General features: G+C 51.2%; 24 protein-coding genes. 18 read left to right on the plus strand and 6 right to left on the minus strand.

What is annotated here, in order from left to right:
- Positions 1-10: 10 nt before the first annotated feature.
- Positions 11-652, minus strand: a complete 642-nt coding sequence (locus tag R0134_RS14790) for a hypothetical protein (protein ID WP_319782713.1) — start codon at positions 650-652, stop codon at positions 11-13.
- Between the two features lie 323 nt (positions 653-975).
- Here R0134_RS14790 and gmk point away from each other — a divergent pair, with 323 nt between their 5' ends.
- From gmk to murQ, 7 genes are all read left to right on the plus strand, one after another.
- Positions 976-1,605: a guanylate kinase gene (gene gmk, locus R0134_RS14795; RefSeq protein WP_319784386.1), complete on the plus strand. Its 630-nt coding sequence runs from the start codon at positions 976-978 to the stop codon at positions 1,603-1,605.
- Between the two features lie 49 nt (positions 1,606-1,654).
- Positions 1,655-1,933: a DNA-directed RNA polymerase subunit omega gene (gene rpoZ, locus R0134_RS14800; protein WP_087036259.1), complete on the plus strand. Its 279-nt coding sequence runs from the start codon at positions 1,655-1,657 to the stop codon at positions 1,931-1,933.
- 79 nt (positions 1,934-2,012) lie between these two features.
- Positions 2,013-4,130: a bifunctional GTP diphosphokinase/guanosine-3',5'-bis pyrophosphate 3'-pyrophosphohydrolase gene (gene spoT, locus R0134_RS14805; protein WP_319782714.1), complete on the plus strand. Its 2,118-nt coding sequence runs from the start codon at positions 2,013-2,015 to the stop codon at positions 4,128-4,130.
- A gap of 203 nt (positions 4,131-4,333) precedes the next feature.
- Positions 4,334-5,359, plus strand: coding sequence for an alpha/beta fold hydrolase (locus tag R0134_RS14810; RefSeq protein ID WP_319782715.1), 1,026 nt, complete (start codon positions 4,334-4,336; stop codon positions 5,357-5,359).
- Between the two features lie 220 nt (positions 5,360-5,579).
- A complete protein-coding gene (locus tag R0134_RS14815; protein WP_319782716.1) occupies positions 5,580-5,780 on the plus strand; it encodes a hypothetical protein in 201 nt (66 codons plus the stop codon).
- Positions 5,780-6,934, plus strand: coding sequence for an anhydro-N-acetylmuramic acid kinase (locus tag R0134_RS14820; RefSeq protein WP_319782717.1), 1,155 nt, complete (start codon positions 5,780-5,782; stop codon positions 6,932-6,934). Before R0134_RS14815 ends, R0134_RS14820 begins: the two co-directional genes overlap by 1 nt.
- 273 nt (positions 6,935-7,207) lie before the next feature.
- Entirely contained in the window at positions 7,208-8,143 is a 936-nt protein-coding gene (gene murQ, locus R0134_RS14825; RefSeq protein ID WP_413641411.1) for an N-acetylmuramic acid 6-phosphate etherase, read from the plus strand.
- A gap of 71 nt (positions 8,144-8,214) precedes the next feature.
- Here murQ and R0134_RS14830 read toward each other — a convergent pair whose 3' ends face one another.
- A complete protein-coding gene (locus tag R0134_RS14830; RefSeq protein ID WP_319782718.1) occupies positions 8,215-8,541 on the minus strand; it encodes a hypothetical protein in 327 nt (108 codons plus the stop codon).
- A 270-nt stretch (positions 8,542-8,811) separates the two neighbouring features.
- Between R0134_RS14830 and R0134_RS14835 the strand changes: the two genes are divergently transcribed.
- The 4 genes from R0134_RS14835 to R0134_RS14850 all read left to right on the plus strand — a co-directional run bounded on the left by R0134_RS14835 (position 8,812) and on the right by R0134_RS14850 (position 12,064).
- Positions 8,812-9,699 (plus strand): aldo/keto reductase, encoded by an 888-nt coding sequence (locus R0134_RS14835; protein ID WP_319782719.1) that lies wholly within the window; start codon positions 8,812-8,814, stop codon positions 9,697-9,699.
- 100 nt (positions 9,700-9,799) lie between these two features.
- Positions 9,800-10,774 (plus strand): sulfurtransferase, encoded by a 975-nt coding sequence (locus R0134_RS14840; RefSeq protein WP_319782720.1) that lies wholly within the window; start codon positions 9,800-9,802, stop codon positions 10,772-10,774.
- 5 nt (positions 10,775-10,779) lie between these two features.
- Positions 10,780-11,871, plus strand: coding sequence for a YeeE/YedE thiosulfate transporter family protein (locus R0134_RS14845; RefSeq protein ID WP_319782721.1), 1,092 nt, complete (start codon positions 10,780-10,782; stop codon positions 11,869-11,871).
- A gap of 13 nt (positions 11,872-11,884) precedes the next feature.
- A complete protein-coding gene (locus tag R0134_RS14850) occupies positions 11,885-12,064 on the plus strand; it encodes a hypothetical protein (protein ID WP_319782722.1) in 180 nt (59 codons plus the stop codon).
- Between the two features lie 153 nt (positions 12,065-12,217).
- Here the strand turns inward: R0134_RS14850 and R0134_RS14855 are convergent, their stop codons facing one another.
- Positions 12,218-13,429, minus strand: a complete 1,212-nt coding sequence (locus tag R0134_RS14855; RefSeq protein ID WP_319782723.1) for an NAD(P)/FAD-dependent oxidoreductase — start codon at positions 13,427-13,429, stop codon at positions 12,218-12,220.
- Between the two features lie 170 nt (positions 13,430-13,599).
- On the opposite strand from R0134_RS14855, the gene R0134_RS14860 reads away from it, so the two are divergent.
- The 3 genes from R0134_RS14860 (at position 13,600) to R0134_RS14870 (ending at position 16,411) form a co-directional block, all read left to right on the plus strand.
- Positions 13,600-14,805 (plus strand): methyltransferase, encoded by a 1,206-nt coding sequence (locus R0134_RS14860; RefSeq protein ID WP_319782724.1) that lies wholly within the window; start codon positions 13,600-13,602, stop codon positions 14,803-14,805.
- 134 nt (positions 14,806-14,939) lie between these two features.
- Complete coding sequence (locus R0134_RS14865; protein WP_319782725.1) at positions 14,940-15,728, plus strand: potassium channel family protein; 789 nt, start codon at positions 14,940-14,942, stop codon at positions 15,726-15,728.
- 236 nt (positions 15,729-15,964) lie between these two features.
- Positions 15,965-16,411, plus strand: coding sequence for a universal stress protein (locus R0134_RS14870; protein ID WP_319782726.1), 447 nt, complete (start codon positions 15,965-15,967; stop codon positions 16,409-16,411).
- A 19-nt stretch (positions 16,412-16,430) separates the two neighbouring features.
- Here the strand turns inward: R0134_RS14870 and R0134_RS14875 are convergent, their stop codons facing one another.
- Positions 16,431-17,354, minus strand: a complete 924-nt coding sequence (locus R0134_RS14875) for a LysR family transcriptional regulator (RefSeq protein ID WP_319782727.1) — start codon at positions 17,352-17,354, stop codon at positions 16,431-16,433.
- 696 nt (positions 17,355-18,050) lie between these two features.
- On the opposite strand from R0134_RS14875, the gene R0134_RS14880 reads away from it, so the two are divergent.
- From R0134_RS14880 to R0134_RS14895, 4 genes are all read left to right on the plus strand, one after another.
- Positions 18,051-18,938 (plus strand): carboxylate/amino acid/amine transporter, encoded by an 888-nt coding sequence (locus R0134_RS14880; protein WP_319782728.1) that lies wholly within the window; start codon positions 18,051-18,053, stop codon positions 18,936-18,938.
- A 77-nt stretch (positions 18,939-19,015) separates the two neighbouring features.
- Positions 19,016-19,990: an MDR family oxidoreductase gene (locus R0134_RS14885; protein WP_319782729.1), complete on the plus strand. Its 975-nt coding sequence runs from the start codon at positions 19,016-19,018 to the stop codon at positions 19,988-19,990.
- Between the two features lie 205 nt (positions 19,991-20,195).
- Positions 20,196-21,197, plus strand: a complete 1,002-nt coding sequence (locus R0134_RS14890) for a GTP-binding protein (RefSeq protein ID WP_319782730.1) — start codon at positions 20,196-20,198, stop codon at positions 21,195-21,197.
- A gap of 233 nt (positions 21,198-21,430) precedes the next feature.
- The gene (locus R0134_RS14895) at positions 21,431-23,383 is read left to right on the plus strand and encodes a methyl-accepting chemotaxis protein (protein WP_319782731.1); all 1,953 of its coding nucleotides are present in this window, start codon (positions 21,431-21,433) and stop codon (positions 23,381-23,383) included.
- 635 nt (positions 23,384-24,018) lie between these two features.
- On the opposite strand, the gene R0134_RS14900 is transcribed toward R0134_RS14895, so the two are convergent.
- Together R0134_RS14900 and dps are read right to left on the minus strand one after the other, a co-directional pair.
- Positions 24,019-24,924 carry an MBL fold metallo-hydrolase gene (locus tag R0134_RS14900; RefSeq protein ID WP_319782732.1) on the minus strand — a complete coding sequence of 302 codons (906 nt, stop codon included), beginning with the start codon at positions 24,922-24,924 and terminating at the stop codon, positions 24,019-24,021.
- Positions 24,925-25,395: 471 nt separating this feature from the next.
- Entirely contained in the window at positions 25,396-25,881 is a 486-nt protein-coding gene (gene dps / locus R0134_RS14905; RefSeq protein WP_319782733.1) for a DNA starvation/stationary phase protection protein Dps, read from the minus strand.
- Between the last annotated feature and the right edge of the window lie 49 nt (positions 25,882-25,930).

The following is a 25,930-nucleotide window of genomic DNA, read 5'->3' on the forward strand; positions in this document are numbered from 1 at the left end:
TATACCACCACTAAACCATAACCGGCGCTATGCAGAGCTTGGCGAAAATTAGGCTCTTGGTGTGGCTTAACCAGCAGTCGATTGTCTCCGCCGCCTGGCATAAATCTGCGGTTAGCGGATGCGCGGCAATCGCCGCCGCCGTCTGCGCGTCTCGGCAATGCAACAGCAGTACGGTTCCTATCGGCGTCACCGCACAGGCATTGGCTTCACAGCTGGCCAACAGCCGTTCGCTGTCTTGCGGCAGAAAAGGCTGCTCATCACGCTGGGCAATAAAGTCGCGCAGCGGCGCCAAACTACTGCCATTTTCCAGCAGGGTCAGCATTTTTGCTTGGGAAAGCTGCCAATCGTGTTCATTCAAACTATCGGCGTAACCCTCAAGCAATAGCAGCTCGGTATCGCTGGGCGATTGCTGAAAGCTAAGCCGCCCCGCCTGATGCATGTTGAGCGCCGTTTTTTGATGAGTCGACGGATCGTCATATTCCTTAGTCAGCCCCAAGCAATAGGCCCCCAAGGCATTAAGTCGAATATAAAGCAGGCCATCGTAGCGGCTCAGGCAATCAACATCCTCGCCACACCACACATTTTCATAGTCGGGTTCTGGCTGCTCGGGGGCGGCCAGCACCACATCAATCAGCCCCAGCGTGGCTGGCATATTCCAGCAACACACAGCGCAGGTATCGGCCTTAACAACTGAGCCGCTATTACGACTTAATCCACCTATGGATCAGCTTCATTTGTATAACAACTCGGTATTAACGAGGTTTTAAGCAGGAAAAAACTGATAGAGCCGAAGCTACTAGCTGATCATAATGCAATTTGCGTGGAGGGCACTTCCGCAGCAAGCTATAGTTTTTTTTGAATGGCCGTTGTCTTTACAACGGCCATTTTTTTATGGCCCGCATTCTGATAAACTTGGTCGCCCTTGGTTCCAGCCCCGCTCGGCGCTGGCAGATAATCCCGAACGGGCATAAAACTATGGCGCACTGCGGTACCTTATTTATTATTTCTTCCCCTAGTGGTGCAGGCAAATCCAGCCTGATCCGCGCCCTACTCGATCGCCCCAGCATAGATGGCATGCTGCAGGTCTCCGTCTCTCATACCACGCGCTCAGAACGGCCAGGTGAAGTAGACGGCATTCATTATCACTTCGTCAGTCAGCCTGAATTTAAAGCGTTGATTGAGCGCGGTGCTTTTTATGAGTGGGCTCAAGTATTTGACAACTACTACGGCACATCACGCGAGTGGATTGACGAGCAATTGGAAAAAGGTATCGACATTTTACTCGATATCGACTGGCAAGGGGCGCGACAAATCCGCGCGCAATCTCCCAGTGCCAAGTCTATTTTTGTATTGCCTCCAAGCAGAGTTGAGCTGGAACGACGTTTAAATGCGCGTCAGCAAGATACGGCTGAGGTAATAAAGGGTAGAATGGACAAGGCTGTGTCAGAAATGTCCCACTACGACGAATATGACTACTTGCTGGTTAATGATAATTTTGACCATGCACTCGATCGCCTCAGTGCCATTATTGAGGCCGAACGAGCCAGTACTGAGAAACAAGCCATACGTTTTCAGAACTTACTTGACGGTTTGCTGGCGGAATAAGCTAAAATCCATTAGAATTTTGCACCTTTTTTAATCATTGGAGTCCTTTATGGCACGCGTTACTGTTGAAGATGCTGTTGAGCAGGTAGGCAATCGTTTTGATTTAGTGTTGGTTGCTTCTCGTCGCGCTCGCCAATTGGCAACCCAGGGCAAAGAAGCGCTGGTCCCCCTCGAGAATGACAAACCCACCGTTGTTGCACTGCGTGAAATTGAGCAAGGCTTAGTTAACCATGCAATGATGGATGTGCAAGATCGCCAAGAGCAGCAAGAAATGGATGCCGCCGAACTGGCCGCCGTGGCTGCTATTGCCGAAGGTCGTTTGTTGTAAGCTAAATTCAAGCGCCCGTTTACTTAAACGGGCCTTAATTTCGCCTGCATGTTAATAGCTTCGATGATCGGAGTCTCTATTGTATCTATTTGAATCTCTTAAAGAGCTTGCCTCCAGCTACCTTCCCGCCGACCAGATAGAGCTGCTCACCGCCGCTTATGTGGTGGCGAGAGACGCGCATCAGGGGCAAACTCGTTCCAGTGGCGAGCCTTACATCACCCATCCGGTGGCGGTGGCGCGCATTCTGGCAGAGATGCATCTCGATCATGAAACTCTGATGGCGGCTCTTTTGCATGACGTCATCGAAGACACCGCCACCACCAAAGCCGTATTAGCCGTGCAGTTTGGCGAGGCGGTGGCGGAATTGGTCGAAGGGGTCTCTAAGCTCGAGAAAATCAAGTTTAGAGATCATAAAGAAGCCCAGACCGAGAACTTCCGCAAGATGGTGCTGGCCATGACCCAAGACATTCGGGTCATCCTTATTAAGCTCGCTGACCGCACCCATAATATGCGCACGCTCGGCTCATTACGGCCCGATAAGCGCCGCCGCATCGCCCGCGAAACCCTCGAAATTCATGCCCCCATTGCTAACCGCCTCGGTATTCACAGCATCAAGAATGAGCTGGAAGAATTAGGGTTAGAAGCCTTATACCCGATGCGTACCCGCGTGTTGCGCGAATCCGTGCGCCGCGCGCGAGGCAATAGACGGGAAATAATTCAATCGATTTTCGAAGAAGTCAATGGCCGGATCCAAGACGCGCACATTGATGCCACTGTGTTGGGTCGTGAAAAAAACATGTTCTCCATTTATAACAAGATGGTGAAAAAAGAACTGCAGTTTCACGAAGTCATGGATATCTACGCGTTTCGCGTCATCGTCAAGGATATCGACACCTGTTATCGGGTGTTAGGCCAAATGCATACCTTGTATAAGCCCAGACCCGGCCGCTTTAAAGACTATATCGCCATTCCTAAAACTAACGGTTATCAGTCATTGCATACCTCTTTAGTGGGCCCCCACGGCTTGCCGGTAGAAGTGCAGATCCGTACCGAATACATGGATCAAATGGCCGATAAAGGCGTGGCCGCGCACTGGGCCTATAAGCACGAGGCTGAGCGTTCTAATACCACGGCACAAGTACGCGCCGAGCGTTGGATGCAAAGCTTGTTGGAATTACAGCAAAGTGCCGGCTCCTCGTTTGAGTTTATCGAAGGCGTTAAAACTGACCTCTTCCCCGATGAAATCTATGTCTTTACCCCTGAAGGGCGCATCTTAGAGCTACCCTCAGGCGCGACTGCGGTCGACTTTGCCTATGCGGTACACACTGACATTGGCCATGCCTGCGTAGGTGCCCGCGTTGATCGCCAGCCTTATTCGCTCAGCCAGCGTTTGCACTCAGGCCAAACCATAGAGATCATTACCGCACCCACAGCTCGCCCTAATGCGGCTTGGCTGAATTTTGTGGTCACCTCACGGGCCCGCACCAAGATTCGCCAATTCTTGAAAAACTTGCGTACCGAAGAGTCAGTGTTGCTGGGTAAGCGTTTGCTTAATCACGCCTTGGGCGCGAAAAATATCGAAGATATTTCGGTAGAGCGCGTCGAAAAAGTCCTAAAAGACACCAAACATGGCTCAGTCAGCAGCCTAATGGCGGATATTGGCCTCGGCAACGCCATGAGTGTGGTGGTGGCTCGCCGCTTGCTTGCTGACGTAAATGACGCGCCCATTGAAACGAGCAAAAATGCGAAGAAGATGCCGATCCGCGGAGCAGACGACATGTTGCTGAACTTTGCCAACTGTTGTCGTCCTATTCCCGGCGATCCTATCGTGGCGCACATCAGCCCAGGTCGGGGTTTGGTGGTGCATCTTGAGTCTTGTAAAAATATCCGCGGCTACGCTAAAGAGCAAGAAAAGTACCTGCCGGTGCAATGGGATATGGAGCAAGACTTCGACTTTGAATTTAAAACCGAAATCGGCATCGAGCTTATCAACCATCATGGCGCCTTAGCCGCACTCGCCAACGTAATTGCCGCCACCGGCGCCAATATTCATAATATTGCTACCGAAGAAAAAGATGGTCGCGTCTACTTAGTTGAGCTGCTAATTACCACTAAGAGCCGCGTGCATCTGGCCAATATTATGCGCAAAATTCGCGTGACGCCCAATGTATTGAAAGTATTCCGCTTACGTAAATAATCCCAGCACCGCTTTGTTTTAGCACTCAGCTGTGCTTAAAATTAACGTCAAATCTTAAGCGAAGAGTCTGCACGGGTAATATCTGAGCGCTATCTTACCCACCCTATCTATACTGCGTTAAGCGCTTGGAGCCTGTTATGCTCAGCCGTCTGTTGTTGCTCGGGACTTGTTTATTTATGAATGGTCTACTTATGACTGGTCTAATGATGAATAAGGCCCTTGCTGCCCCCCAATTAACTACCGCCACCGAGCTCAGTGAGCTTGGCATAGCGGGGTTGGCGGCACACTGGCAAGCGCAAGTACAACAAGGCCATTTCTTAAGCCACGACGACCTCTCGCTCCCCTATGCCAAACTGGTTAACGCCCAGCATCAAAAGACCATTATCGTGGTCAATGGCCGCACCGAAAGCTATCTTAAGTACCAAGAGCTGGCACTGGATTTATTCAATAACGGCTATAACGTTTATTTATACGATCATCGCGGCCAAGGCTTAGCGCCTCGGCTGCTGGCTAATCCTGATGTGGGTTACGTGGCCGACTTTGATGACTACGTGCAAGATCTTGAGCAGTTCGTGCAGCAAGTGGTATTGAAAGATCCTGCCAAGCCACTTTATTTAGTATCGCACTCCATGGGGGGCACCGTAGCCGCGCTCTGGCTCAGTCAAACTCAAGTACGCTTACAGGCGGCAGCCCTGTCTTCGCCCATGATGAGCATTTATGTGCAGCCGCTGCCGCTCTGGTTAGCGAAGGGCTTAATCAGCGTCCTTAATAAAAGCTGCCAGTGGCTGGGTCATACTGCCTGCTACGCGCCCGGCCAAGGGGACTATCAAGCCTTACCCTTTAAAGATAATGTGCTCACCCACAGCGAGGTGCGCTATCAGCTGTTTATCGATCAATATCAACTTACGCCCGAGGTCCAACTAGGCGGCGTTAGCAGTCATTGGTTGCAGCAAGCCTTTAACGCCGGAGAGCAAGCCATAGCGCAAGCGGGCCGCATCACGACGCCGATTCTAGTGTTGCAAGCAGGCCAAGACGTAGTGGTTGATAATAAGGCACAAGACCGCTTTTGCCAGGCACTGCCCGCTTGTGAAGGTGGTCGACCTAAACGCATTAAAAAAGCCGCTCATGAAATATTTTTGGAGCAAGATAATGAGCGCCGCCAAGCGCTAACCGCAATATTATCTTTCTTTGCACAACACCCCCCCCCTGCGAGGAGTGAACAGCCGTAAGCTGTACGCCTTAGGCTTTAGGTAAAAGACAGAGCTAAACACTCGCCCTTCAAGAGGATCGTATTGCTTTTGTTCTCAACTTACGGCGTACAACTTAAGACGTATCGCGGCTTTAATGCATTTAGATTTTGATATTCTGTCGTAGACAGTTTACAACTGTGCGTTATTACCTATGGTCGGCCTCGTTCGCGACTACCTGTTCTGTTATGGAGTCATGCTAGTGCAGCATTTTTTGCGTAATTCATTGGTTTGTTTGAGCTTATCTTTGGCCCTTAGTGCTTGTAATACGCCACCCCCTCCTGCACCGGTTAAGCCGGTAGTGGCCGTGAAAAAAACCAGCCCGCCGCAACCGCAGCCATTTGAAAATGGCGTGATCAGCGTGCCAGTTAGCCCAATGCAAGCCCTGCCGAGCGACTGGTAATGGCCAGCCCGCTTGAGCTTTATATCGGCATTATGTCGGGCACCAGCTTAGATGGCATAGACGCGGTATTAATGGCCACCAATGGCCAACAAGCTCAGCTAACAGCCAGCATTACCCGTCCTTTTGCCACAGCATTGCGCCAGCGTCTGCTGGATGTGGCTAATGGCACGCCCGTTAGCGCCCAACACTGGGGCGAGCTGGATGCCCAGCTCGGCCAAGCCTATGCGGATATAGTGCTGCAGTTACTTCAAGAGTCGGGCACGCCTGCAAACCAAGTGCGTGCCATCGGCTGTCATGGCCAAACGGTGTGGCATCAGCCCAGCGGGGACTTGCCCTTCTCGCTGCAATTAGGTGATGGCAATCGTGTAGCTGCGCTGACCGGCATTATCGCCATTAACGATTTTCGCCGCAAAGACATGGCGCTCGGCGGCCAAGGGGCACCTTTGGTGCCGGCCTTTCATCAGCAAGTGCTGGCCGACGCTAAGCAGCTGCGCATAGTGGTCAATATTGGCGGTATCGCCAACATTACCGTGCTCGACCCTCAGCATCCTGTGCTGGGCTTTGACGTGGGCCCCGGCAATATGTTGCTGGACGCTTGGTGCCAACAACAATGGGGCCAGCCGTTTGATAAAGACGCCGCCTTTGGTTTACAGGGCCAAGTAAACACAGACTTATTAGCGCGCTTGCTGGACGAACCTTGGCTGGCATTGCCCGCCCCTAAAAGCACGGGCCGTGAGCTGTTTAGCCCACACTGGCTGGCCGCTCATTTACAAGAACATCAAGCACAGTTCGGCGTAATCAATGCGCTGGACGTACAAGCCACCTTGACTGAATTTAGCGCGCGCGCCATCGTCGACCAAGTAACAGGCTATGCAACTAAACCCACAGCTGCGACTCAAGCCATGCCTACAGGCCAACTGCTGGTCTGCGGCGGCGGCGGTCATAATCCATTATTAATGCAGCGCTTAAGTGCGTTATTGCCTAACTGGCAGGTAACCACCACCAACAGCGCAGGGGTAGACATGGACGCCATGGAAGCCATGGCCTTCGCCTGGCTGGCCCATCAAACGTTAAACGGTTTGCCGGGTAACCTGCCCGCCGTGACGGGCGCCAGCCAAGCGGCTATATTAGGCGCAATTCATTTACCGGGCTAAAGACGGTGAAGGGTGAGGTGTAAGGCGTGAGGGGCCATTCCAATTAAGGGCCACAGCTAAAATCTAAGAAGAGCATTTTTACCACGGAACACACGGAAAACAGCGATAATATCTGAAATATTGATGAGCAAGACCTTAGTAGTCTGACGCTTTAGTGGTCAGTCACGCTTGGCGGGATGAAAACTCACTTTTCGTTCTTATATATCTTAATTTTTCGTGGATTCCGTGTATTCCGTGGCGAAGAAGTCTTTAGTTTTTTATGGAGAATTTATTATGGGAACGACTCAACCGTCGACTTCAGATCTGCTCAAAGATTTAGCTAAGCTCACCTCCGAGGGGCGCAACCCTGACACCTTACACATTGATAAGCTGGATACTCTTGAGCTGCTCACCACTATTAATGCTCAAGATCAGCAGGTGCCCACTGCCGTGGCCCAAGTGCTACCGGCCATCACCCAAGCCGTGGATGCAATTGTGGCGGCGTTCCAGCAAGGCGGCCGATTAATTTACATGGGTGCGGGCACCAGTGGCCGAATGGGCGTGCTGGATGCTTCCGAATGCCCGCCTACCTTTAGTGTGCCCAGTGACATGGTGATCGGCTTAATTGCCGGTGGCCCCGAGGCCATGTTTCGCGCTCAAGAAGGTGCCGAAGATAATGTGGAGTTGGGTGCCGAGGATTTACGCCAACTAATGCTGACTCAAAAAGACGTGGTAGTGGGTATCGCTGCCAGTGGCCGCACGCCCTATGTATTGGGTGGCCTTGAGTATGCACGCCACATAGGCGCCACTACGGTGGCATTGGCGTGCAACAGCGGCTCAGCCATTGGGCGGTTGGCGGATATCGCCATCGAGCCCAACGTGGGCCCTGAGGTGATAACGGGCTCTACTCGTTTAAAATCTGGCACCGCGCAAAAGCTGGTGCTCAATATGCTCAGCACCGCCAGTATGATCCGCATCGGCAAGGTATATCAGAATCTGATGGTTGACCTGCATGCCAGCAATTTTAAGCTGCAAGCTCGGGCACTGCGCATCGTGATGCAAGCGACCGACGCGACCGAACTACAAGCCACAGCAGCACTTCAGGCTGCGGATAATCAAGTGAAGTTGGCCATCTTAATACTGCTTTCTGGCTTAGAAAAAGCGCCAGCTCAAGCTCAATTAGAAAAGCATCAAGGGATCTTGGGCGAAGCGTTAAGCCGTCAGCTTTAAGCGAACAATTAAAGATAAACACCGTTTCGTCGGCGGTGTCGTCTGGCCCGGGCTCATTTTAACTTACGGCTTTACAGCTCGGGCTTATCTTCTTCCGATTGCGCACGTAGTTTTTCTTCGCGTTTTTGATACCAACTGGTCTTAAGACCGGTCCACCAATCTGCAGACAGCTCGCCGCCAAAGTCTTCAAGTACGGCTATTACCCGCTCTAGCGTTAATTGATTAGCGTCGTATTCAATTTCCAACCATTGCTTGCGCACCACCACCTTGACCACGCCCGGCTCTTGTTGAAACTCTTTAGCCAGCAGTTCAATTTGTAACTGATTTAAATCTTCCAACCGCAGTCGGCGGCGCACTGCAGCCAGCTCTGTGGATTCATCTTTATCAAAGGTGGTCATATCAGCCTCCTGCTGTTTTATAAGACTCACAGTTTAAGTCTACAAGCGTTGCCTGCTATTAAGCATATAAAGGCGCTTGGGCATTTATTTAAGTAAATAGTCATTTAACTAAATAATGTTACTTAGCACCGGCGGTTAACGCGCAGCGTCTGCGTTGCAATAGCCGTCTTGCTCGGTCAACATATTGGCCAGCACGCTATAAAAAGTACAGTATAAAAAACACTTAAAAGATGCTTACCCCATTACCCTAACACCAGCCAAGAGGTCATCATGGACGCTACCGTCACCCTAAAAGCCACCACTACCGAGCCCGCCATTGCGCTCCCCGCCATCGGCCAAGGCACTTGGTATATGGGGGAAGGTTTAGCACCGCGCCAAGACGAAGTACGCGCACTGCAACAAGGCTTGGACTTAGGGCTGACTTTGATTGATACCGCCGAAATGTACGGGGACGGCGGCGCTGAAGAAGTGGTAGGCCAATCCCTGCAAGGCCGGCGCGAGCAGGCTTTTTTAGTCTCTAAAGTCTATCCCTGGAATGCGGGCAAGCGCAGCGCCATTCAAGCCTGCGAAGCTAGCCTAACACGTCTAGGTACCGATTATCTCGACCTGTACCTGCTGCATTGGCCCGGCAGCATCCCACTGGAAGAAACCCTCGCCGCCTTTGAGCAACTACGCGCCGATGGCAAAATAAAACGCTTTGGCATTTCTAACTTTGACTTAAGTGAAGCACAAGAGTGGCAGGCTTTAAGCGATCCCTTGACCGGCCAAAGTACAGCCGTAAACCAAGTGCTGTATCACTTAGGCTCCCGCGGTATTGAGCACTCGTTACGCCCTTGGCAACGTGAGCAACACATACCGACTATGGGTTATTGCCCACTGGCCCAAGGTGGCAGCTTGCGCCGCGACCTACTGTCTAATAGCGAACTGCAAGCTGTGGCCAAAGAGCTACATATCAGCGTACCGCAATTATTACTGGCTTGGGCGATTCGCCCCATCGACGGCCAACGCGATCTCATTGCCATCCCTAAAGCGGTACAGCCTCAGCATGTGCAGCAAAACGCCGATGCTCTTAATATTCAATTAAGCGATGAAGTATTAAGCCGCTTAGATAAGGCCTTTCCGGCACCTAATCGTAAAACGTCATTGGATATTGTTTAAGGGATCGTGAGGGGTGAGAAGTGAGGTGCACCCCTGTGCCACGCAAAAAACACAGCCCTTACGGTAGCCCTAAGCAAACACATAATTTAAGGAGTTCCCAATGAAGCACCTCTACGCCAGTTTGGCCGTTATTTTATGCTTGATATTTAGCAGCGCCCAAGCCGCTACTTACCAACCTTTGTTAGAAGTACCTGAGCTCAATACCGCCCTCGCTGGCGAAACGGCGCTTCAGCTGATCGATATTCGTAGTCCAGAAGATTATGCCGCCGGCCATATCGCCGGCGCCGTCTCTGCGCCTTATGGAAAGTGGCGCGGGCCGGCAGATAATCCCGGTAAATTAGCCGATGAGGCTTATTTTGAGCAATTACTGCGCCAGCTTGGTATCACCGAGCAGCAGCCGATTGTGGTTTACTCCAGTGGTAGCGATCAAACTGATTTTGGTGCCACGGCGCGCGTGTACTGGACGCTAAAATACCTAGGCCTGTCGGACTTAAGTATCCTTAACGGTGGCTTTGAGCAATGGCAACAAGACAGGCAATCTAGCGCTATTCACATCAGTACTGGCTTAACCACCAACAACACGCCCCTGCAAGCCAGTCATATCAAGGTGCGCACTAATCCAAAGTTGGTAATCTTTAAAGAAGAGCTGTTGAATAAAATCGCGCAACCGAATAGCAGCTATCAATTATTAGATGCTCGGCCACCGGCCTTTTATCAAGGCCAAGCCAAAGCGCCCACCGCCAGCACAGCCGGTACTATCGCCACGGCGCAAAACCTGCCGTTTGCCCAATGGTTTAATGATCACGATAACCGTGTGCGGCCGGTGGCAGAGATTAAAGAGCTAGTGCAAGCTCAAGGCTTAAACAAAGCGCCCGAAACCGTGTCCTTTTGTAATACCGGCCACTGGGCCGCCACTAACTGGTTTGTATTATCCGAGCTGGCAGGCTTAGTGAATGTACGCCTCTATCCCGCCTCCTTGGCAGAATGGACTCAAGATCCGTCAAGCTTACCCATGGAAAATACGCCCAGTCGACTTGAACAAATAAAGGCTAAATTCTCTAAGATTGGTGAATAAATAACATGAACAATCGTTGGGCGCTGGCCTTAGTATTTGCGGTATTTGCCGTATTCTTATTTTGGTTTGTCTCGGTACGCCAAAGTTTACTATTTATGGTGGGCATGGGGTTAGGCGCCGTGTTGGCAGGCGCGCGCTTTGGCTTTACTACCGGTTGGCGCCACTTAATTGAGCGCCGCGATGCCAGTGGCGTCTTCGCACAATTATTGCTGCTCGCTATTGCCGCCGCCTTTTCTATGCCGCTGCTGGCCAGCTTTCCTACCGAGTTAAGCGCCGCCCTTGGCCCACCCAGTATCAGCTTATTAATCGGCGCTTTAGTTTTTGGCGCCGCCATGCAGATTGCTGACGGTTGTGGATCAGGCACCTTGTATAAAGCTGGATTAGGCATTCCCTTGAACATGGCCATACTGCCACTATTTGCGCTGGGCAGTTTTTTAGGCTCGGCACACTTGGGCTGGTGGTTAGATTTAGGCCAGATACAACCCATAGGCTTAGTGACAGAAGTGGGCTTAAGCGGCGCACTCGGCCTCACGTATTTAGGCTTAGCACTAATCGGCTTGGCCGCGTGGGGCTGGTCCAAAACCAGTGGCGGGTCACGCAGCCTGTTCAGTAAAAGCTTGCTGATAGGTGCGGTATTAATTGCACTACTGGCGGTCTTAAACTTGGTAATAGCCGGTCAACCTTGGGGCGTCGTTTATGGCTTTGGTTTATGGGCCGCTAAAATCGCGCAGGCAAGCAACTTGTTTGACCCCGCCACTAATGCCTTTTGGAGCCAACCGGTTAACGCCACGGCGCTGCAGCAGTCGGTGTTCTTAGACCTCACTTCCATTACTAATATCGGCATTTTGGCAGGGGCTTTATGGATTTTCTCCCGCAATAAGACGGGTAAGTCTAATCCGCTCACCTCTCAACAATGGATAGTGGGACTGATTGCCGGCTTCTTGTTGGGCTACAGCTCACGCCTCGCCTTTGGTTGTAACGTGGGAGCCATGGTCAGTGGTATTTCTACAGGCAGTATTCATGGCTGGATTTGGGTAGTGATGGCCTTCTTAGGCTCGCTGGTCGGTGTTCGTATTCGCCGCTATTTTGGCTATTGATAGGGGCATTAATATGAGCACTAAGATGAGTAAGTTAAGTAGCATACGTATTGTGCTGTTTTGGGCGTTACTGGTCGGCTTCTTCGTCTGGGACTGGCATCATGCCCAGCCGGTGAACTTACGCTTAGAAGCACCCATTATCGCCATCGGCTCCGGCCAAGCCCCATCCGGCGGCCACTGCTCTATTTTTTAGCCTACCGGCTGCAAGCGAACATAAAATAGCGGCCATAACTAAATAGAGAGCAGATCTAAAAAACCCCATTACCACCTAGGTGGTAATGGGGTTTTTTATTTTTAGCGGGTGCTAACGCTATTTTGCGCTGACAATGGTGCACTAACAATAAAGTTAAACCGCTTGCCCCGCACACCAACCTGCACTCCAGGCCCACTGGAAATTATAGCCCCCTAACCAACCGGTTACGTCGACAACTTCGCCGATAAAGTACAAGTTAGGGACTTTTTTGGCCATCATGGTTTTGGACGACAACTCATCTGTGTCCACACCGCCCAGCGTTACTTCAGCCGTACGATAACCCTCAGAGCCGCCGGGCTTAATGGCCCAAGCGCTCAACAGCTGTTCGATAGCGGCAATTTCTTTGGGTACATATTGCTTGAGCGGCTTGTTGGTAATGTGAGTACTCGTCCACTCTTCTCTCAAAAACAGCGCCTCTACTAAGCGTTTAGGTAGCTGATGACCCAGCCAAGTTTTTAGCTCTTGATTAGGATGATCTTTAATACCTTGCGCCAATTTACCGACCGGCAGCAGCTCAAACAGCACCTGCTCGCCGGCTTGCCAATAAGACGAAATTTGCAGCACCGCTGGGCCTGATAACCCTCTGTGAGTAAACAGCAGATTTTCGCTAAAGCGGGTGCCATCTTCACTGGTTGCCACAACCGGTAGCGACACCCCAGCCAGCGGCTCAAGGGTAGCTTTGTCGACCGGCTGTAAGGTGAAGGGCACTAAGCCGGCGCGGGTGGGCAACACTTTTAAACCAAATTGCTCGGCCAACTGATAACCAAAAGGCGTGGCACCCAGCTTGGGCATAGACAAGCCGCCGGTGGCCACCACTAATGATTGGCAGGTGTAAGTATCGCTGGCCGTGGCCACGCTAAAGCCTTCGGCCTCGCTCGCATCATCGTTACTCCTAAGCCGCTCAATCTGGCCAATTTGAGCGCGAGTGCTAATAGTCACACCGGCGTCTTTACATTCTTTTAGCAGCATATCGATAATATCTTGCGCCGACTCGTCGCAAAATAGCTGACCTAGGGTTTTCTCGTGATAGGGAATGGCGTGCTTTTCTACCATGCCAATAAAGTCCCACTGGGTGTAACGAGCCAGTGCCGATTTCACAAAGTGGGGGTTTTGGCAAAGGTAGGCGCTGGGCTCTATATGGTAGTTGGTAAAGTTACAGCGCCCGCCGCCCGACATTAAGATTTTGCCGCCAATGCGTTTTGCATGATCCAGCAACAAAACACGGCGCCCGCGCTTAGCCGCCTCTGCTGCACACATTAATCCGGCGGCGCCGGCTCCCAGTACTATCACATCCCAGCTTCTCATGTTTTTTCCACAAACCTAACAAAGGCGCTATTCTACCGCTCCCATGACGCTGCGGCTATGCCGAGAAACAAAGCCGGACGCTTTACGCCGTACGAGGTAAAATACACAACGTCAGGCATACCGCGTATGACGTATAGTGCATGACTACACCCCGAGGTAACAATCCGCTTATGAGTCTTTATGCCGACACCTTTTTACAGCTCAGCCAACTGCTGCAGCACGCTCGTCACGACTGGCAACATACGCCTTTCAGCTGTACCCAGCTGCCTTGGCCGGAATTAGCCACGGCGTTACAGGCACTCGATGAAGATGAGCTGGATACGCTGGATGCAGATGACGACGCGGCATTTGCTTGGTTGAGCAAGTACCGCTCCGAGCTATTGAGCGCAAGACAATTGCCATTGCCTGACCTTAAGCGGGCGCCCGATTACGCCACGCCGCGCTGGAGTAGTGGCATCGGCGGTCGAAAATGGGCGCAGATCAAAGACTTTGCCGCCAATATTCATGCCATTAACCACAAGATCGCAGACGTTACCCTTACTCAGCCGATATTAGAATGGTGTGCCGGTAAAGGGCACTTAGGTCGGCTCCTCGCCCAACAAGGTGCGCCCAAGGTGACCAGCCTAGAATGGGCACCAGACTTATGCGCCCAAGGCGAAGCATTAGCCAGCCAACTACAACTGCCCCATGAGTTTGTGTGTGCCAATGCCCTAAGCCCACAAGCTGCAGCTTTATTTCAGCCACCACAAATCGCGGTGGCTTTGCACGCCTGCGGCGAGCTGCACTTGCGCTTTCTTAAGCATGCGGCGGCGGCCGGCACTCAGCAACTGGCGGTGTCGCCTTGCTGTTATCACCTGATTACAGATGAGCATTATCAGCCACTCTCGCAAGTCGGCCAGCAGCACGACCTAAAATTAGATCGCCACAGCTTACGCCTGCCATTGCAGCAACAAATCACCGGCGGCGAGCGGGTGCGCCGCTTGCGCCACATCGAACTGACGTGGCGACTGGCCTTCGATGAGCTACAACAAACCCTCACGGCTGATACCAGCTATCTGCCTTTACCCAGCTTTCCTAAGCGACTGCTCAGCGGCGATTTTAGCGACTTCGTGCTGTGGGCCTGTGAGAAAAAATCACTCACCCCTCCTCATATTATCGACAGTGAGCATTGGCTGGCACTCGCAGCATCCCGTCGATTGCTCGTCAAACGCATCGAATTTGTGCGCCACCGTTACCGCTATTTACTGGAGTTATGGCTGCTACTGGATAAAGCCTTGTTTCTTGAGGAGCAAGGTTATCAGGTGCAGCTTGGCCTCTTTACTGATCTGCAGCACACGCCCCGTCGTTATCTGTTACAAGCCACCTTACCGGCCTAGCGGCTGGGCCTAAAGAGATCGCAATATGATCACGCAATACGGCCGCGTATTATGGTCGCATTTAGAGCTTAATTATCAATTACTGGCTTAACTATCATTAGCAGACTCGTGATGCAAAACACACAGGATTTCCCGTGGATAACAAAGTACGCATAGTGCCCCCTAATGCCTTCGAAATAGTCATGATGGTGCTGTCCATCATTTCAGTAGTGCTCATAATCCTGCATCAATTTGGCCCCTTTGAGGGCGATGAAAAAGAACTGCTGCTGAAACTCGATACCGGCATTTGCCTAGTGTTACTGAGTCACTTCTTTTACGGATTATTTAGCGCCCGCAATAAAAAACAGTTTTTAGCGACCCACTGGATTGATTTTATCGCCTCTATTCCGGCGATAGATATCTTCCGTTATGGCCGAATTTTTCAGGTGTTACGCGTACTGCGCATGCTGCGGGTGGCCAATCAGGTGATCCGCCATTTATTAAAACACAGCGAAAGCACCATGCTGGCCTCTATGCTGTTGATCTTGCTGGTGGTGCTCGGCGGCAGTGCCATTGCTATCTTAATGACGGAAGCGGGCAATCCTGGCTCTAATATCGAAACCGCAGAGGATGCCATCTGGTGGGCTTTGGTGACCATCTCTACCGTGGGTTACGGGGATTATTATCCGATCACCACAGCGGGGCGAGTAATTTCGGCGGTGGTGATTTTAACCGGTGTCTCTATTTTTGCCGGTATCTCGGGTCTGGTGGCGTCCAGTTTATTAACGCCCAAAGCTGAAGAGTCGGATCGTCAGCAACAAGCCAACGACACTCAACAGCGCCAAGAAGTAAAAGAGCACCTCTACAGCTTGCAGCAAGAAGTCACTCAATTAAGAGCTGAAATAGGTGCATTAACAGAAGCGCTTAAGAAACGTGAGGGATAAATACCGCCATACGTCTTAGGCTGTACGCCGTAAGGTAAGTACATAAACACCGCTTCTCTTAACGGCTCGCGTATGCCGTAAAGCGTACTGCTATCCCTTCTCAGACCATTAGACTAGCCGCTCGCCCTTGTGCTGGAGCCAATTTTTAGCCTATGCTGCCAAGGGTGTAATATTTCTAAGTAACTCACGTTTTATTTACTAATGGATTGATAGAGTTATGAAAAAGGAGAAGTGCCATGACAGAACCCTATAAATATAAGCATATATTGGCGGCCGTCGACATGACCGAAAGCAATCGTAAGGTGATTGCTAAGGCTGTGGATCGGGCGCGCGCCAATGATGCATTGCTGTCGGTGATCCACGTGGATGTGGACTTGAAAGACCTTTATACCGAGATGATTGATATCGACATCGATAACATTCAAGACCAAGTGGTGGCCGATGCTAAACAGCGGCTTGAAGAATACATAGGCGCTATCGACTACCCGATAGAGAAAAAGTTAGTGATTTGTGGCGATCTGGCACTTAAAGTCAATGAAGCTGTTGATGTACACGGCATTGATTTACTGATTTGCGGCCACGAACAGAGCTTTTGGAGCTTGCTCACCTCTTCTGCCCGCCAGCTGATGAACACGGTGCCCTGCGATCTGTTAGTGGTGCCCCTGCCCAAGAATAAAAAGTAATCCGCACTTTAAACCGCACTTAAGGCGATGGCCGCAAGCTGTCGCCTACTTCATTTAGTAACTCTCGAAACCAAATCAATGCCGGATCAAATTCAGTCAGCGGATGCTGAGCCAGCACATAGGTGCTGCGCAGTGGCTCGCTTAATTGATGCTGTTGCAGCGGATAAAAATGGCAAAAATCCCGCGCGATTAATTCCGGCACCATCGCCAAATACCGTCCGGTCGCCAACAGCTTAGGCAGTGCCTCAAAGCTTGGCACCCACACCGCAATCGGCCGTTCTAGACCTTTTTTCTTCAGCCAATTTTCTACCAAGGTCTGATTATGACCCCAAGTAGAAGTAGACACATGGCTCCAGCTCACCAGTTGCTCGGCGCTTAATCGCGTCGGCAAATCACTGCCCGCCGCCGACAAACACACCATGGCATTATCAAACCAAGGCTCTACCTTTAGCCGTGGCGATAAATGGTCACCACTGGCGAAGGCCACCACAAAGTCCATGCCGCCGCGCGACAAGGTATCTTCGTAATCAGAATGCACTAACTCAGTCACCGCTAAGCGACAGGCCGGCGCGCGCTGATGCAATAACTCCACCAATAATGGCACGGCACCGTGCTCAATGGAGGAAGGCACGGCGAGGCGAAAAGTGCGCGCCGACACTGCCGGATCAAAACTCGCAGATTGGCGTATGCCCTGCTCAAGCAACATCAGCGATTGGCGTACCGGTGCCGCCAGCGCCAGCGCTCTTTGCGTGGGCCGCATTTCTTTACGCGTCATCACAAATAAGGGATCGTCTAACGCTTGGCGCAAGCGAGCCAGCGCATGACTCACCGTAGACTGAGATAAATTGAGTTGTTCGGCGGCTCGGGTCACATTACGGCTGTGCATGAGTACATCAAACACCCGCAGTAGGTTGAGATCGAGCCGTTGGTATAAGTTATCCATCGATGTAGACCATAGCTTTATGCTGATAATTCATTTTTGACATGGGTTATCTGACCATAGAATGGCGTCGTTAAACAAGTTTATCGTCGGCGTGATGAAGTAATTCATCCAGCAGTTAGTTCAACAAGGTTCTGGGCACGGTGGCATCATGGGGGGTACTGCCTGTCTATTGTGGTTAGCGAATTATTCGAGGTAATTCGATAAGCGCAATAACAACAGAATAATGTCGGTCTGGCAGCGTGGATAATCACGCTGACAACTTATTAGGGTTTAAGCCCGAAAGTTCTGCGTGTGGTATTAACCACCTTGTTTAGGGACGTCATACTTTTTATGACACACCTTAAATGGTTCCCTGGCCGATGCTATGCATCGGCTTTTTTTATGCCTGTAAATCAGTGAAGGGATAGGTGTGAGGGGGGCAAACAAAGACCGACGGCGAGATCCTGATTTCCATCAGGAAGACGGCCAAATAACAAACACCGCCCTGTGCCGTCTTACCGGTACTGAATCAAGTTCAGCATGACGGCCCCGGTATCTCGCACTTAGACATCCCAACCAAAACCGAGATCCTGATGTGCATCAGGAAGACGGCATAAACAACAACACCGTCTTTTGTTTAGCTTGATGCTAGGCGCTGCCCACAGGGCGCTTTTTTGCTATTATTGCGCCTATCTTCACTTAATTTAGCCTAACTTCATGCCTTATCTCGTTGCCGTCACTCTCTTGTGGGCCTTTTCATTTAGCTTAATTGGCGTTTACCTAGCCGGTAGCGTAGACAGCTACTTCTCGGTAGTTAGCCGCGTGTTCTTGGCCACTTTGCTGTTTCTGCCGTTTTTATCCTGGCGCCAGCCGCCCCGCTTGGCGTTGGGTATTATGGCCTGTGGTGCGTTGCAGTTAGGCGTAATGTATTTATTTTACTATCAATCCTTTTTGCTGCTCAGCGTGCCAGAAGTGCTGATTTTTACGGTGCTCACGCCCATTTACGTGACCCTTATTTATGACTTGCTGCATCAACGCTTTAATCCAGGCTATTTGCTCACCGCCGCCCTAGCAGTATTAGGGGCCTTGGTGATCCGCTTTAATGGCCTGAGCCAAGATTACTGGTTGGGCTTTGCCGTGGTACAAGGCGCTAATCTCTGTTTTGCCCTCGGTCAGGTGGGTTACAAAGTATTGCTTGAACGCTATCAGCCTGCTGCACCGCAACATAAATTATTTGGCTACTTTTACCTAGGCGCATTAGCGATAGCCGTGCCCGCTTGGTGGTGGTTAGGCACGCCGGTTTACCCCACTACGAATTTGCAGTGGGGTATCTTGTTATGGTTAGGGTTAGGCGCCTCCGGTTTAGGTTATTTTTTGTGGAATAAAGGGGCGACTTTAGTTAATGCGGGTGCGCTGGCGATCATGAACAATGCTTTAGTTCCTGCGGGTTTAGTGGTAAATCTCTTGATCTGGAACCGAGATGCAGACCTATTACGCTTAAGCTTAGGCGGCGCCATCTTGTTAGCCTCATTGGCGCTCAATCAATGGTGGTTAAAACCTCATGTTTTGGTCACGGCCAGTGCTACCAAGCTCACAAAACCATAACTTCACCTTTAATACTAATAGCAATTAGCAGCCTTCTCCTTACACTGAACATCAGGGAATCGCATTAGGAGAAGACCATGTTTAATGCACTGCTTCTAGAACAATCAGGTAAAGACACCACAGCTCGCGTGCAGCGTCTTAAGCAAGAACAGCTCACTCAAGGTAATGTGCTCGTTAAGGTCGATTACTCGACTCTCAACTACAAAGATGCCTTGGCCATTACCGGCAAAGGGAAAATTGTTCGCCAATGGCCGCTGGTGCCCGGGATCGACTTTGCCGGCACCGTCTTGGCCTCTGAGCATCCGAACCACCACATTGGCGATGAAGTTATTCTCACCGGTTGGGGCGTTGGCGAACAATACTGGGGCGGTCTTGCAGAAAAAGCTCGCGTAAATGGCGATTGGCTAGTGCCTTTGCCAGGCCTAATGACCACAAAAAGAGCCATGGCCATCGGCTCGGCGGGCTTTACCGCCATGTTGGCACTGATGGCACTGGAAAAAGCCGGCGTAACTCCTGCTCAAGGGCCGGTATTAGTCACTGGCGCCAGCGGCGGTTTAGGCTCCATTGCCGTTCGCCTGCTGACCAAGGCTGGCTTTGAAGTACACGCCGAAACGGGCCGTATGCAAAACAGCGAGTGGCTACGCAGCTTAGGTGCTTGCGAGATAATAGATCGCACCACGCTGGATAAAGAGCCAGCACCATTAGAGTCGCAGCGTTGGGCCGGCGCCATAGATGCAGTAGGCGGACGTACTTTGGCCAGAATTTTAAGCCAAACTAAGATGCACGGCGCCGTGGCCGCCTGTGGTTTAGCCGGTGGCGTTAACCTAAACACTACCGTAATGCCCTTTATCTTACGCGGCATACAATTGCTGGGTATCGACTCAGTTTATGTACCAAAAGAGACCCGTATTCTGGCATGGCAACGACTGCAAGACAGCCTGCCCAAAGACTTTGAACAGGAAGCCGATACCTACACGCTGGAGCAAAGCGTAGCGGTCGCTCACGACCTGTTAACTGGTAAAGTGAAAGGAAGAGTGCTGATACAGCCTTAACCAATACTGTGAATCGTAAAAAGTGAGGTGTGAGGCGCAAAGCCTACACGCCTCACCATTCACACCGCACCGACTCGAGTAAACGCTCGGCTTTACGGCTGGCATTCAGCTTTAATCATGCCGTATTATTTTAAATACCCCGCCCTTGCTTTAAATACCTCTCTTATCTGTTATAAGATAACAAAAACTCCTCACGGGCATTATTATGAGCACTCCTGTTATCACCCACCTTGTAATGGGCTTTTTGGGCACGGGCAAAACCACGCTGCTGCGCCATTTATTAGCGAATAAGCCAGAGCATGAGCGTTGGGCTATTTTGGTGAACGAGTTTGGTGAAGTTGGCATAGATGGCGCCTTACTCACCGAACAAGGCGCCATGATCAAAGAAGTTCCCGGTGGTTGTTTATGTTGTGTGTCCGGTTTGCCGTTTCAAATTGGCTTAAATGCGCTGCTGCATAAAGCCAAGCCAGACCGCTTATTTATCGAACCCAGCGGTTTAGGTCACCCTAGCCAGATTTTAAAAACCCTCACCAATGAGCATTATCAAGACGTATTGCAGCTGGGCGCTACATTTTGCGTGGTAGATCCGCGCCAATGGGCACAAGCGCGTTATCAGGCCCACGAAACTTACCAAGATCAGTTGGCACTGGCAGATGTATTAGTACTGAACAAAGCCGACCTTAGCTCGCCCGAGCTGGTGGCCAACTTACAAGCCGCGATCAGCAAAGGCTTATTTGCCGATCAAGCAGCACAAGCATGCGTCACCGTTAGCCAAGGCCAGTTAGATGTTAATTGGTTGCAAGCAATCCACCACACAGGGCGCAAGGCAGCCTCGCCCGCCGCCCATGCCAATAACAGTGCCCGGCCTTTAATCGCCAAGTCAGAACCGCGACTAAGCCGCGCCCAGCCTTGGCGGCGTTACAGTAATCTGGGCCAAGATCATTACTCTGTGGGATGGCGCTTTTTAGATGAAGTGTGTTTTGATTTGCAGGCAGTGGAAGCCTTTTGCCGCTCACTTAAGGTGGCACGTCTTAAAGCGGTACTGCCCACCGCAGACGGCTGGCGCGCTTTTAATATGGTGGATGACCAACTCACTGTATATCGCATTGCCGCCCAAAATGAGGGCCGACTTGAGCTCATCGATCCCGAGCCATTACCTGCCCAGCAGTTACAAAAAGCGTTGTTAGCAACGATGACAAGATCGTGAATAGTGAGGGGTAAGGCGTGAGGAGAAATGCCAAGAATCGAGCCGCGCATCTATTACCGACTACGCCGTCTGAACAAGATTTACGTTCTTGTAGCCCGCCAACTTGTTCGGCGGCCAGCATAGCTGGGTATTGTATATCGTCTCTTCCAGCTGTGCTCTTAACGCGAGCATCATAAAACTGTCACCTGTTTGCCTTACCCTGCCAACATAAGAAACATATTAGGGTCTGGCTGATGAAAGTGTCTTTGTTTTCTTGGTTGTCTTCACTATTACTGATAGCGCTGGCGCTTATTTTGGCCGCCAGCCTGTATTTAGCCGATCAACGGCTGCGCCAAGGTGAGCAGGCGAGAGCCGAAGTAGAACAGCTGCGCCGTGTGGCTAACCTTGATTTATACCGCACTATTACCGCCTATTTAACGAGCGGTGATAACAGCCTGTTGACCACCGCTGAGCAACAACTCAGCACGCTCAATGCAGTGTTGGCTACCTATCCTAATGCACAAGCGGCACAAGACGCGGTGGCCCATCTTGAGCAACAAATTAGTCTGGATTTTAGAGCAGCGGGTAAGTTATCCGCGAACAGCCAACAGCTATTACAGCACGCCGAGCAAGAGCTCGCCGATCACTTACGGGCTTTGCTGCGCTATGCGGATCTTGAGCATGCAGACCTTGCTTACACAAACCTGTCTGCTATCAACCAAGACCAGCGGTTAAGCGAGCAATATCGTAGTCATGCCAGCGCCATGTTGGCAGCCCTGCCCAAGCTGATTCATTTACGCCAAGGCTATATAAATAGCCACAGCGAACCCCTTAAAGCGGCGCTCGACTTTCAGCTCAACGAACTTAATGAGCTGGCCGCCAAGCTTGATGCTCTACCCCTGCGTAATATTTATCTTGCAGCCGACGTCGACGAATTTGCACTACGCAAACCTAAGCCGGTAGAGGCAGGGGCAGATCCCAAGCGAGAATTATTGAGTCTACTGCGCCGCTACCCCAAAGAGTTGGAGAACACCGGCAATAATCTTGCCCTGCAAAGCCAAGCCGCCAGTGCGCTTAACACCAGTTTGAGCCACATTGAGCAGGCGTTAGATGGGCTGGTCGCCCAGCAAGAAACCCTGCGCTTAGCCCACTATCAACAATTAACGTTCTTGTTGTTTGGCCTGTGTATTACGCTGCTGCTATTTGCCTTGCTCAGCTATGGTTTTCAGCGCCAATTAGTCGTGAAACGACTGCATCAGCTCAGCGAGGCTTTTGCCCGCTTGCTGCACACCGGCCAGCTTACCCCGCTCGCCGTTACCCACCCCAACAGTGAGCTGGGCCAAATTGCCAATAGCTTTAATGGCTTGATCAACCAACTGCAACACCAGCAACAGGCAAGAGCCGAGCAACTGCGCCATGTGTCGGCGGCATTAGAGCACATGGTAGAAGAGGTGCTGGATATTCAACAGCATACCCAAACCACCGATCACACCATGAGCGGCAGTATACGCATGGTGGACGAGCTTAATAGCTTGGCACAGCAGATGCGCCAAGCCACCGACGATATAGCCCTTACGGCTCGGGATAACCTGCAAGCCATGGGCGTGAGTAAAGAAAAGGTAGAGCAGCTCGTGCACACCGCCAAAGAAAGTCAGCAGGCGGCAGATACCGGCCAGCGCGCACTGCGCAGTTTAACCACCTCAGTGGATGATGCGGCGGCCATTATTGGCGTGATCCAGCAAATTGCCGAGCAAACTAATCTATTGGCACTCAATGCGGCTATTGAGGCGGCGCGAGCCGGCGCCCACGGTCGTGGTTTTGCGGTGGTGGCTGATGAGGTGCGAAAATTATCGGGCAGCACCCAAGGTTCATTGAGTGAAATCAGCAATATTATGGAGCGATTGCGTCTGTCTAGCGATGAACTTAACCACACCATTAGCAACATGATGCACGCTGCACAAACTCAGCACGAACAGGCGCAAACCGTGCTGGCGGTCACCGAGCAGGTACGCACTACCTCGCAGGCGACCACGGTCGTGGCCGAACAGGGTGCCGGCCACGCAGACAGCCAAGCTGCTGAGCTGAATCGCTTTATGGGTTTAATGGACGAACTGAAACTCCAGTCGGCCCAAGTTTCAGAGCGGGCCGGCCAAGTAGTAGAGCGCATTCGCGGCCAAGCCAGCACCATTACCGAGATGCTGCGCTAAAGCCACGACCAAGCCGCGGTATTTATTATTTGGCCGTCTTCCTGATGCACATCAGGATCTCGTTTTGCTATTAGTACCTAAGTACGAGATACCGAGGCCGTCATGCCGGGCTAGACCCGGTATCGGTAAGACGGCATAGGGCAGTATTTGATGTTTGGCCGTCTTCCTGATGCACATCAGGATCTCGTTTTACTGTTAGTACCTAAGTACGAGATACCGAGGCGAGCTCGGTAAGACGGCATAGGGCGGTATTTATTATTTGGCCGTCTTCCTGATGCACATCAGGATCTCGCTTTTGCTATTAGTGCCTAAGTGCGAGATACCGAGGCGAGCTCGGTAAGACGGCATAGGGCAGCATTTGGTGTTTGGCCGTCTTCCTGATGCACATAAGGATCTCGTTTTTGCTGTTAGTGCCTAAGTGCGAGATACCGAGGCGAGCTCGGTAAGACGGCATAGGGCAGCATTTGATGTTTGGCCGTCTTCCTGATGCACATCAGGATCTCGCTTTTGATGTTAGTGCCTAAGTGCGAGATACCGAGGCCGTCATGCTGAACTTGATTCAGTACCGGCAAGACGGCATAGGGCAGTGTGTGATTTTTAGCTGGGCGCCGGGCGCTTAGCGCTCGGCGCTGCTGTTACAGCTTATTAATAGGTATTTTCAAAAAGGTATTACCTTGCTCATCCTTGGGCGGCATTTCGCCGGCGCGAATGTTCACCTGAATGGCGGGCAAGATCAGTCGTGGCATGCCTAAGGTGGCATCGCGTTTATCACGCATGGCCACAAAGCTTTGCTCATCTATGCCGTCGTGCACATGAATGTTCTCGGCTTTTTGCTTGGCAACGGTAGTGCGGTATTCATGCTGGCGATCATCTTTTGGGTAATCGTGACACACGTAAATCTCAGTCTCGGCGGGCAAGGCGAGTAAGCGTTTTATCGACTGATACAACTGCTGGCTGCTACCACCGGGAAAGTCACAGCGCGCCGTGCCCACGTCTGGCATAAACAAGGTATCACCCACAAACAGCGCCTGTTCATTTACTAAATAAGCTAAATCTGCAGGTGTATGGCCTGGGCTGTGTAGCACCCGTATCTGTAACTGACCGACGCTAAACTGCTGCTCATCCGCAAACAAGCCATCAAACTGGCTGCCATCGGCGTTAAATTCTGGCTCTAAGGCAAATACCTCGCGAAAAATGCTTTGTACTTGAGTAATTTGATCGCCAATGCCAATTTTGGCATTAAGCTGATCGCGCAAGAAAGGCGCGGCCGACAAGTGATCTGCATGAGCATGGGTTTCTAACACCCAATCGATAGTAAGCTTTTGTTCGCGCACAAAATCCAGCTGCTGTTGGGCCAGCTCAGTGCTGGTGCAGCCTGCAGCATAATCAAAATTTAATACAGAATCGATAATCACCCCGTGGCCGCCGGCTTGGTCGTACACCACATAGCTAAAGGTCTCGCTGTCTTTTTCTAGAAATGCTTTCACCTTAGGCTTAAGTGCATAGGGTTTAAGAGCTTGGGGTTTAACTGCTTGTGTCATGATGTTCCCTCTCCGTCTCTGCAATCCAGTGTCAACAATCAAATATTAGCATGATCTAAATTAAAGAATAGTGACAGCTGGAAGCGGGAAACTAAAAGTTACCTGATTTCCCACAAAGCTCAGCCATGTTTAGAGAACTCAGCACTAATTAATTCAATAGGTTACAGGGGTCTTCCCGTCTCATCCCTTGTAGGTGCCCGTCTCTTCGGCGAAGAGGACTTCGGCGCGGTTTTGGTTTTATTTCTAAACCTCACAAACAGCCAGCGGAGCTGGCCAGCCGAAGTCCTCTTTATTAAAGAGACGGGCTGCTACAAGTGCCAGACCCTTGGCCTTGGAGCCAACCGGGCAGTGAGAAAAAAAACCGAAACATTAGGCATAATGGCTGAGGTTCATACGTAATCAGGAAAAGTTAAAACAAAAATGCCGAAGCTAGGCTTCGGCAATGGTTAGGTTCTTAATCAAATTAGCGCGTTACTTTTTGCGGGGTGCGTTCGCGCCAATAAACCAGGCGTCTTTGTCGATAATGCGGCTGGCTTCGGTAAACAAGTCTGCTGTGTCTTCGTCACCCGCATCGCCGGCGGTATTAATTGCCTCGCGCAGAGTTTCGGCTACTTTTTTATAGCGATCGGTGAGCGCCCTAACATGTTCATCCACTGCGGTAATACCGGTGGGATAAGGTTTTAGTACCGTGTCTTTAGCAACGCGAGCCACTAGGCCGTTGGGCTCCCCTCCTAAAATCACCACTCGTTCGGCAATGCTATCCGAGACTTCGAGAATACGTGCTGTGGTTTCATCTAGCAGTTGATGCACGCCAATAAAGCCCGCACCTTGTAAGTTCCAATGACACTGCTTACCGGACAAAGTTAAGTCGATAACGTTGGCCAAGTTAGCATTGAGTAGTTCGATCATTTTCTTGGCAGTGTTATCGTCCAGTCCGCTTGCGTAACGTTCTCTCATTTTTACACTCCGTATTGAATAGTAGTGAATAACTTGATGTCGTTTGCTG

The organism is Oceanisphaera sp. IT1-181, from assembly GCF_033807535.1.
Taxonomy (GTDB): Bacteria; Pseudomonadota; Gammaproteobacteria; order Enterobacterales; family Aeromonadaceae; genus Oceanimonas.

What these genes read in the sequence shown, in the direction of transcription:
- R0134_RS14830 (WP_319782718.1), bottom strand. Translation starts at nt 8,541, where the DNA reads ATGACCACCTTTGATAAAGATGAATCCACAGAGCTGGCTGCAGTGCGC.
- R0134_RS14855 (WP_319782723.1), bottom strand. Translation starts at nt 13,429, where the DNA reads ATGAGAAGCTGGGATGTGATAGTACTGGGAGCCGGCGCCGCCGGATTA.
- murQ (WP_413641411.1), top strand. Translation starts at nt 7,208, where the DNA reads ATGGGAACGACTCAACCGTCGACTTCAGATCTGCTCAAAGATTTAGCT.
- R0134_RS14880 (WP_319782728.1), top strand. Translation starts at nt 18,051, where the DNA reads ATGCCTTATCTCGTTGCCGTCACTCTCTTGTGGGCCTTTTCATTTAGC.
- R0134_RS14885 (WP_319782729.1), top strand. Translation starts at nt 19,016, where the DNA reads ATGTTTAATGCACTGCTTCTAGAACAATCAGGTAAAGACACCACAGCT.
- R0134_RS14840 (WP_319782720.1), top strand. Translation starts at nt 9,800, where the DNA reads ATGAAGCACCTCTACGCCAGTTTGGCCGTTATTTTATGCTTGATATTT.
- R0134_RS14860 (WP_319782724.1), top strand. Translation starts at nt 13,600, where the DNA reads ATGAGTCTTTATGCCGACACCTTTTTACAGCTCAGCCAACTGCTGCAG.
- R0134_RS14790 (WP_319782713.1), bottom strand. Translation starts at nt 652, where the DNA reads ATGCCAGCCACGCTGGGGCTGATTGATGTGGTGCTGGCCGCCCCCGAG.
- R0134_RS14900 (WP_319782732.1), bottom strand. Translation starts at nt 24,924, where the DNA reads ATGACACAAGCAGTTAAACCCCAAGCTCTTAAACCCTATGCACTTAAG.
- R0134_RS14890 (WP_319782730.1), top strand. Translation starts at nt 20,196, where the DNA reads ATGAGCACTCCTGTTATCACCCACCTTGTAATGGGCTTTTTGGGCACG.
- R0134_RS14835 (WP_319782719.1), top strand. Translation starts at nt 8,812, where the DNA reads ATGGACGCTACCGTCACCCTAAAAGCCACCACTACCGAGCCCGCCATT.
- gmk (WP_319784386.1), top strand. Translation starts at nt 976, where the DNA reads ATGGCGCACTGCGGTACCTTATTTATTATTTCTTCCCCTAGTGGTGCA.
- R0134_RS14875 (WP_319782727.1), bottom strand. Translation starts at nt 17,354, where the DNA reads ATGGATAACTTATACCAACGGCTCGATCTCAACCTACTGCGGGTGTTT.
- rpoZ (WP_087036259.1), top strand. Translation starts at nt 1,655, where the DNA reads ATGGCACGCGTTACTGTTGAAGATGCTGTTGAGCAGGTAGGCAATCGT.
- R0134_RS14810 (WP_319782715.1), top strand. Translation starts at nt 4,334, where the DNA reads ATGATGAATAAGGCCCTTGCTGCCCCCCAATTAACTACCGCCACCGAG.
- R0134_RS14845 (WP_319782721.1), top strand. Translation starts at nt 10,780, where the DNA reads ATGAACAATCGTTGGGCGCTGGCCTTAGTATTTGCGGTATTTGCCGTA.
- R0134_RS14870 (WP_319782726.1), top strand. Translation starts at nt 15,965, where the DNA reads ATGACAGAACCCTATAAATATAAGCATATATTGGCGGCCGTCGACATG.
- R0134_RS14820 (WP_319782717.1), top strand. Translation starts at nt 5,780, where the DNA reads ATGGCCAGCCCGCTTGAGCTTTATATCGGCATTATGTCGGGCACCAGC.
- R0134_RS14850 (WP_319782722.1), top strand. Translation starts at nt 11,885, where the DNA reads ATGAGCACTAAGATGAGTAAGTTAAGTAGCATACGTATTGTGCTGTTT.
- dps (WP_319782733.1), bottom strand. Translation starts at nt 25,881, where the DNA reads ATGAGAGAACGTTACGCAAGCGGACTGGACGATAACACTGCCAAGAAA.
- R0134_RS14895 (WP_319782731.1), top strand. Translation starts at nt 21,431, where the DNA reads ATGAAAGTGTCTTTGTTTTCTTGGTTGTCTTCACTATTACTGATAGCG.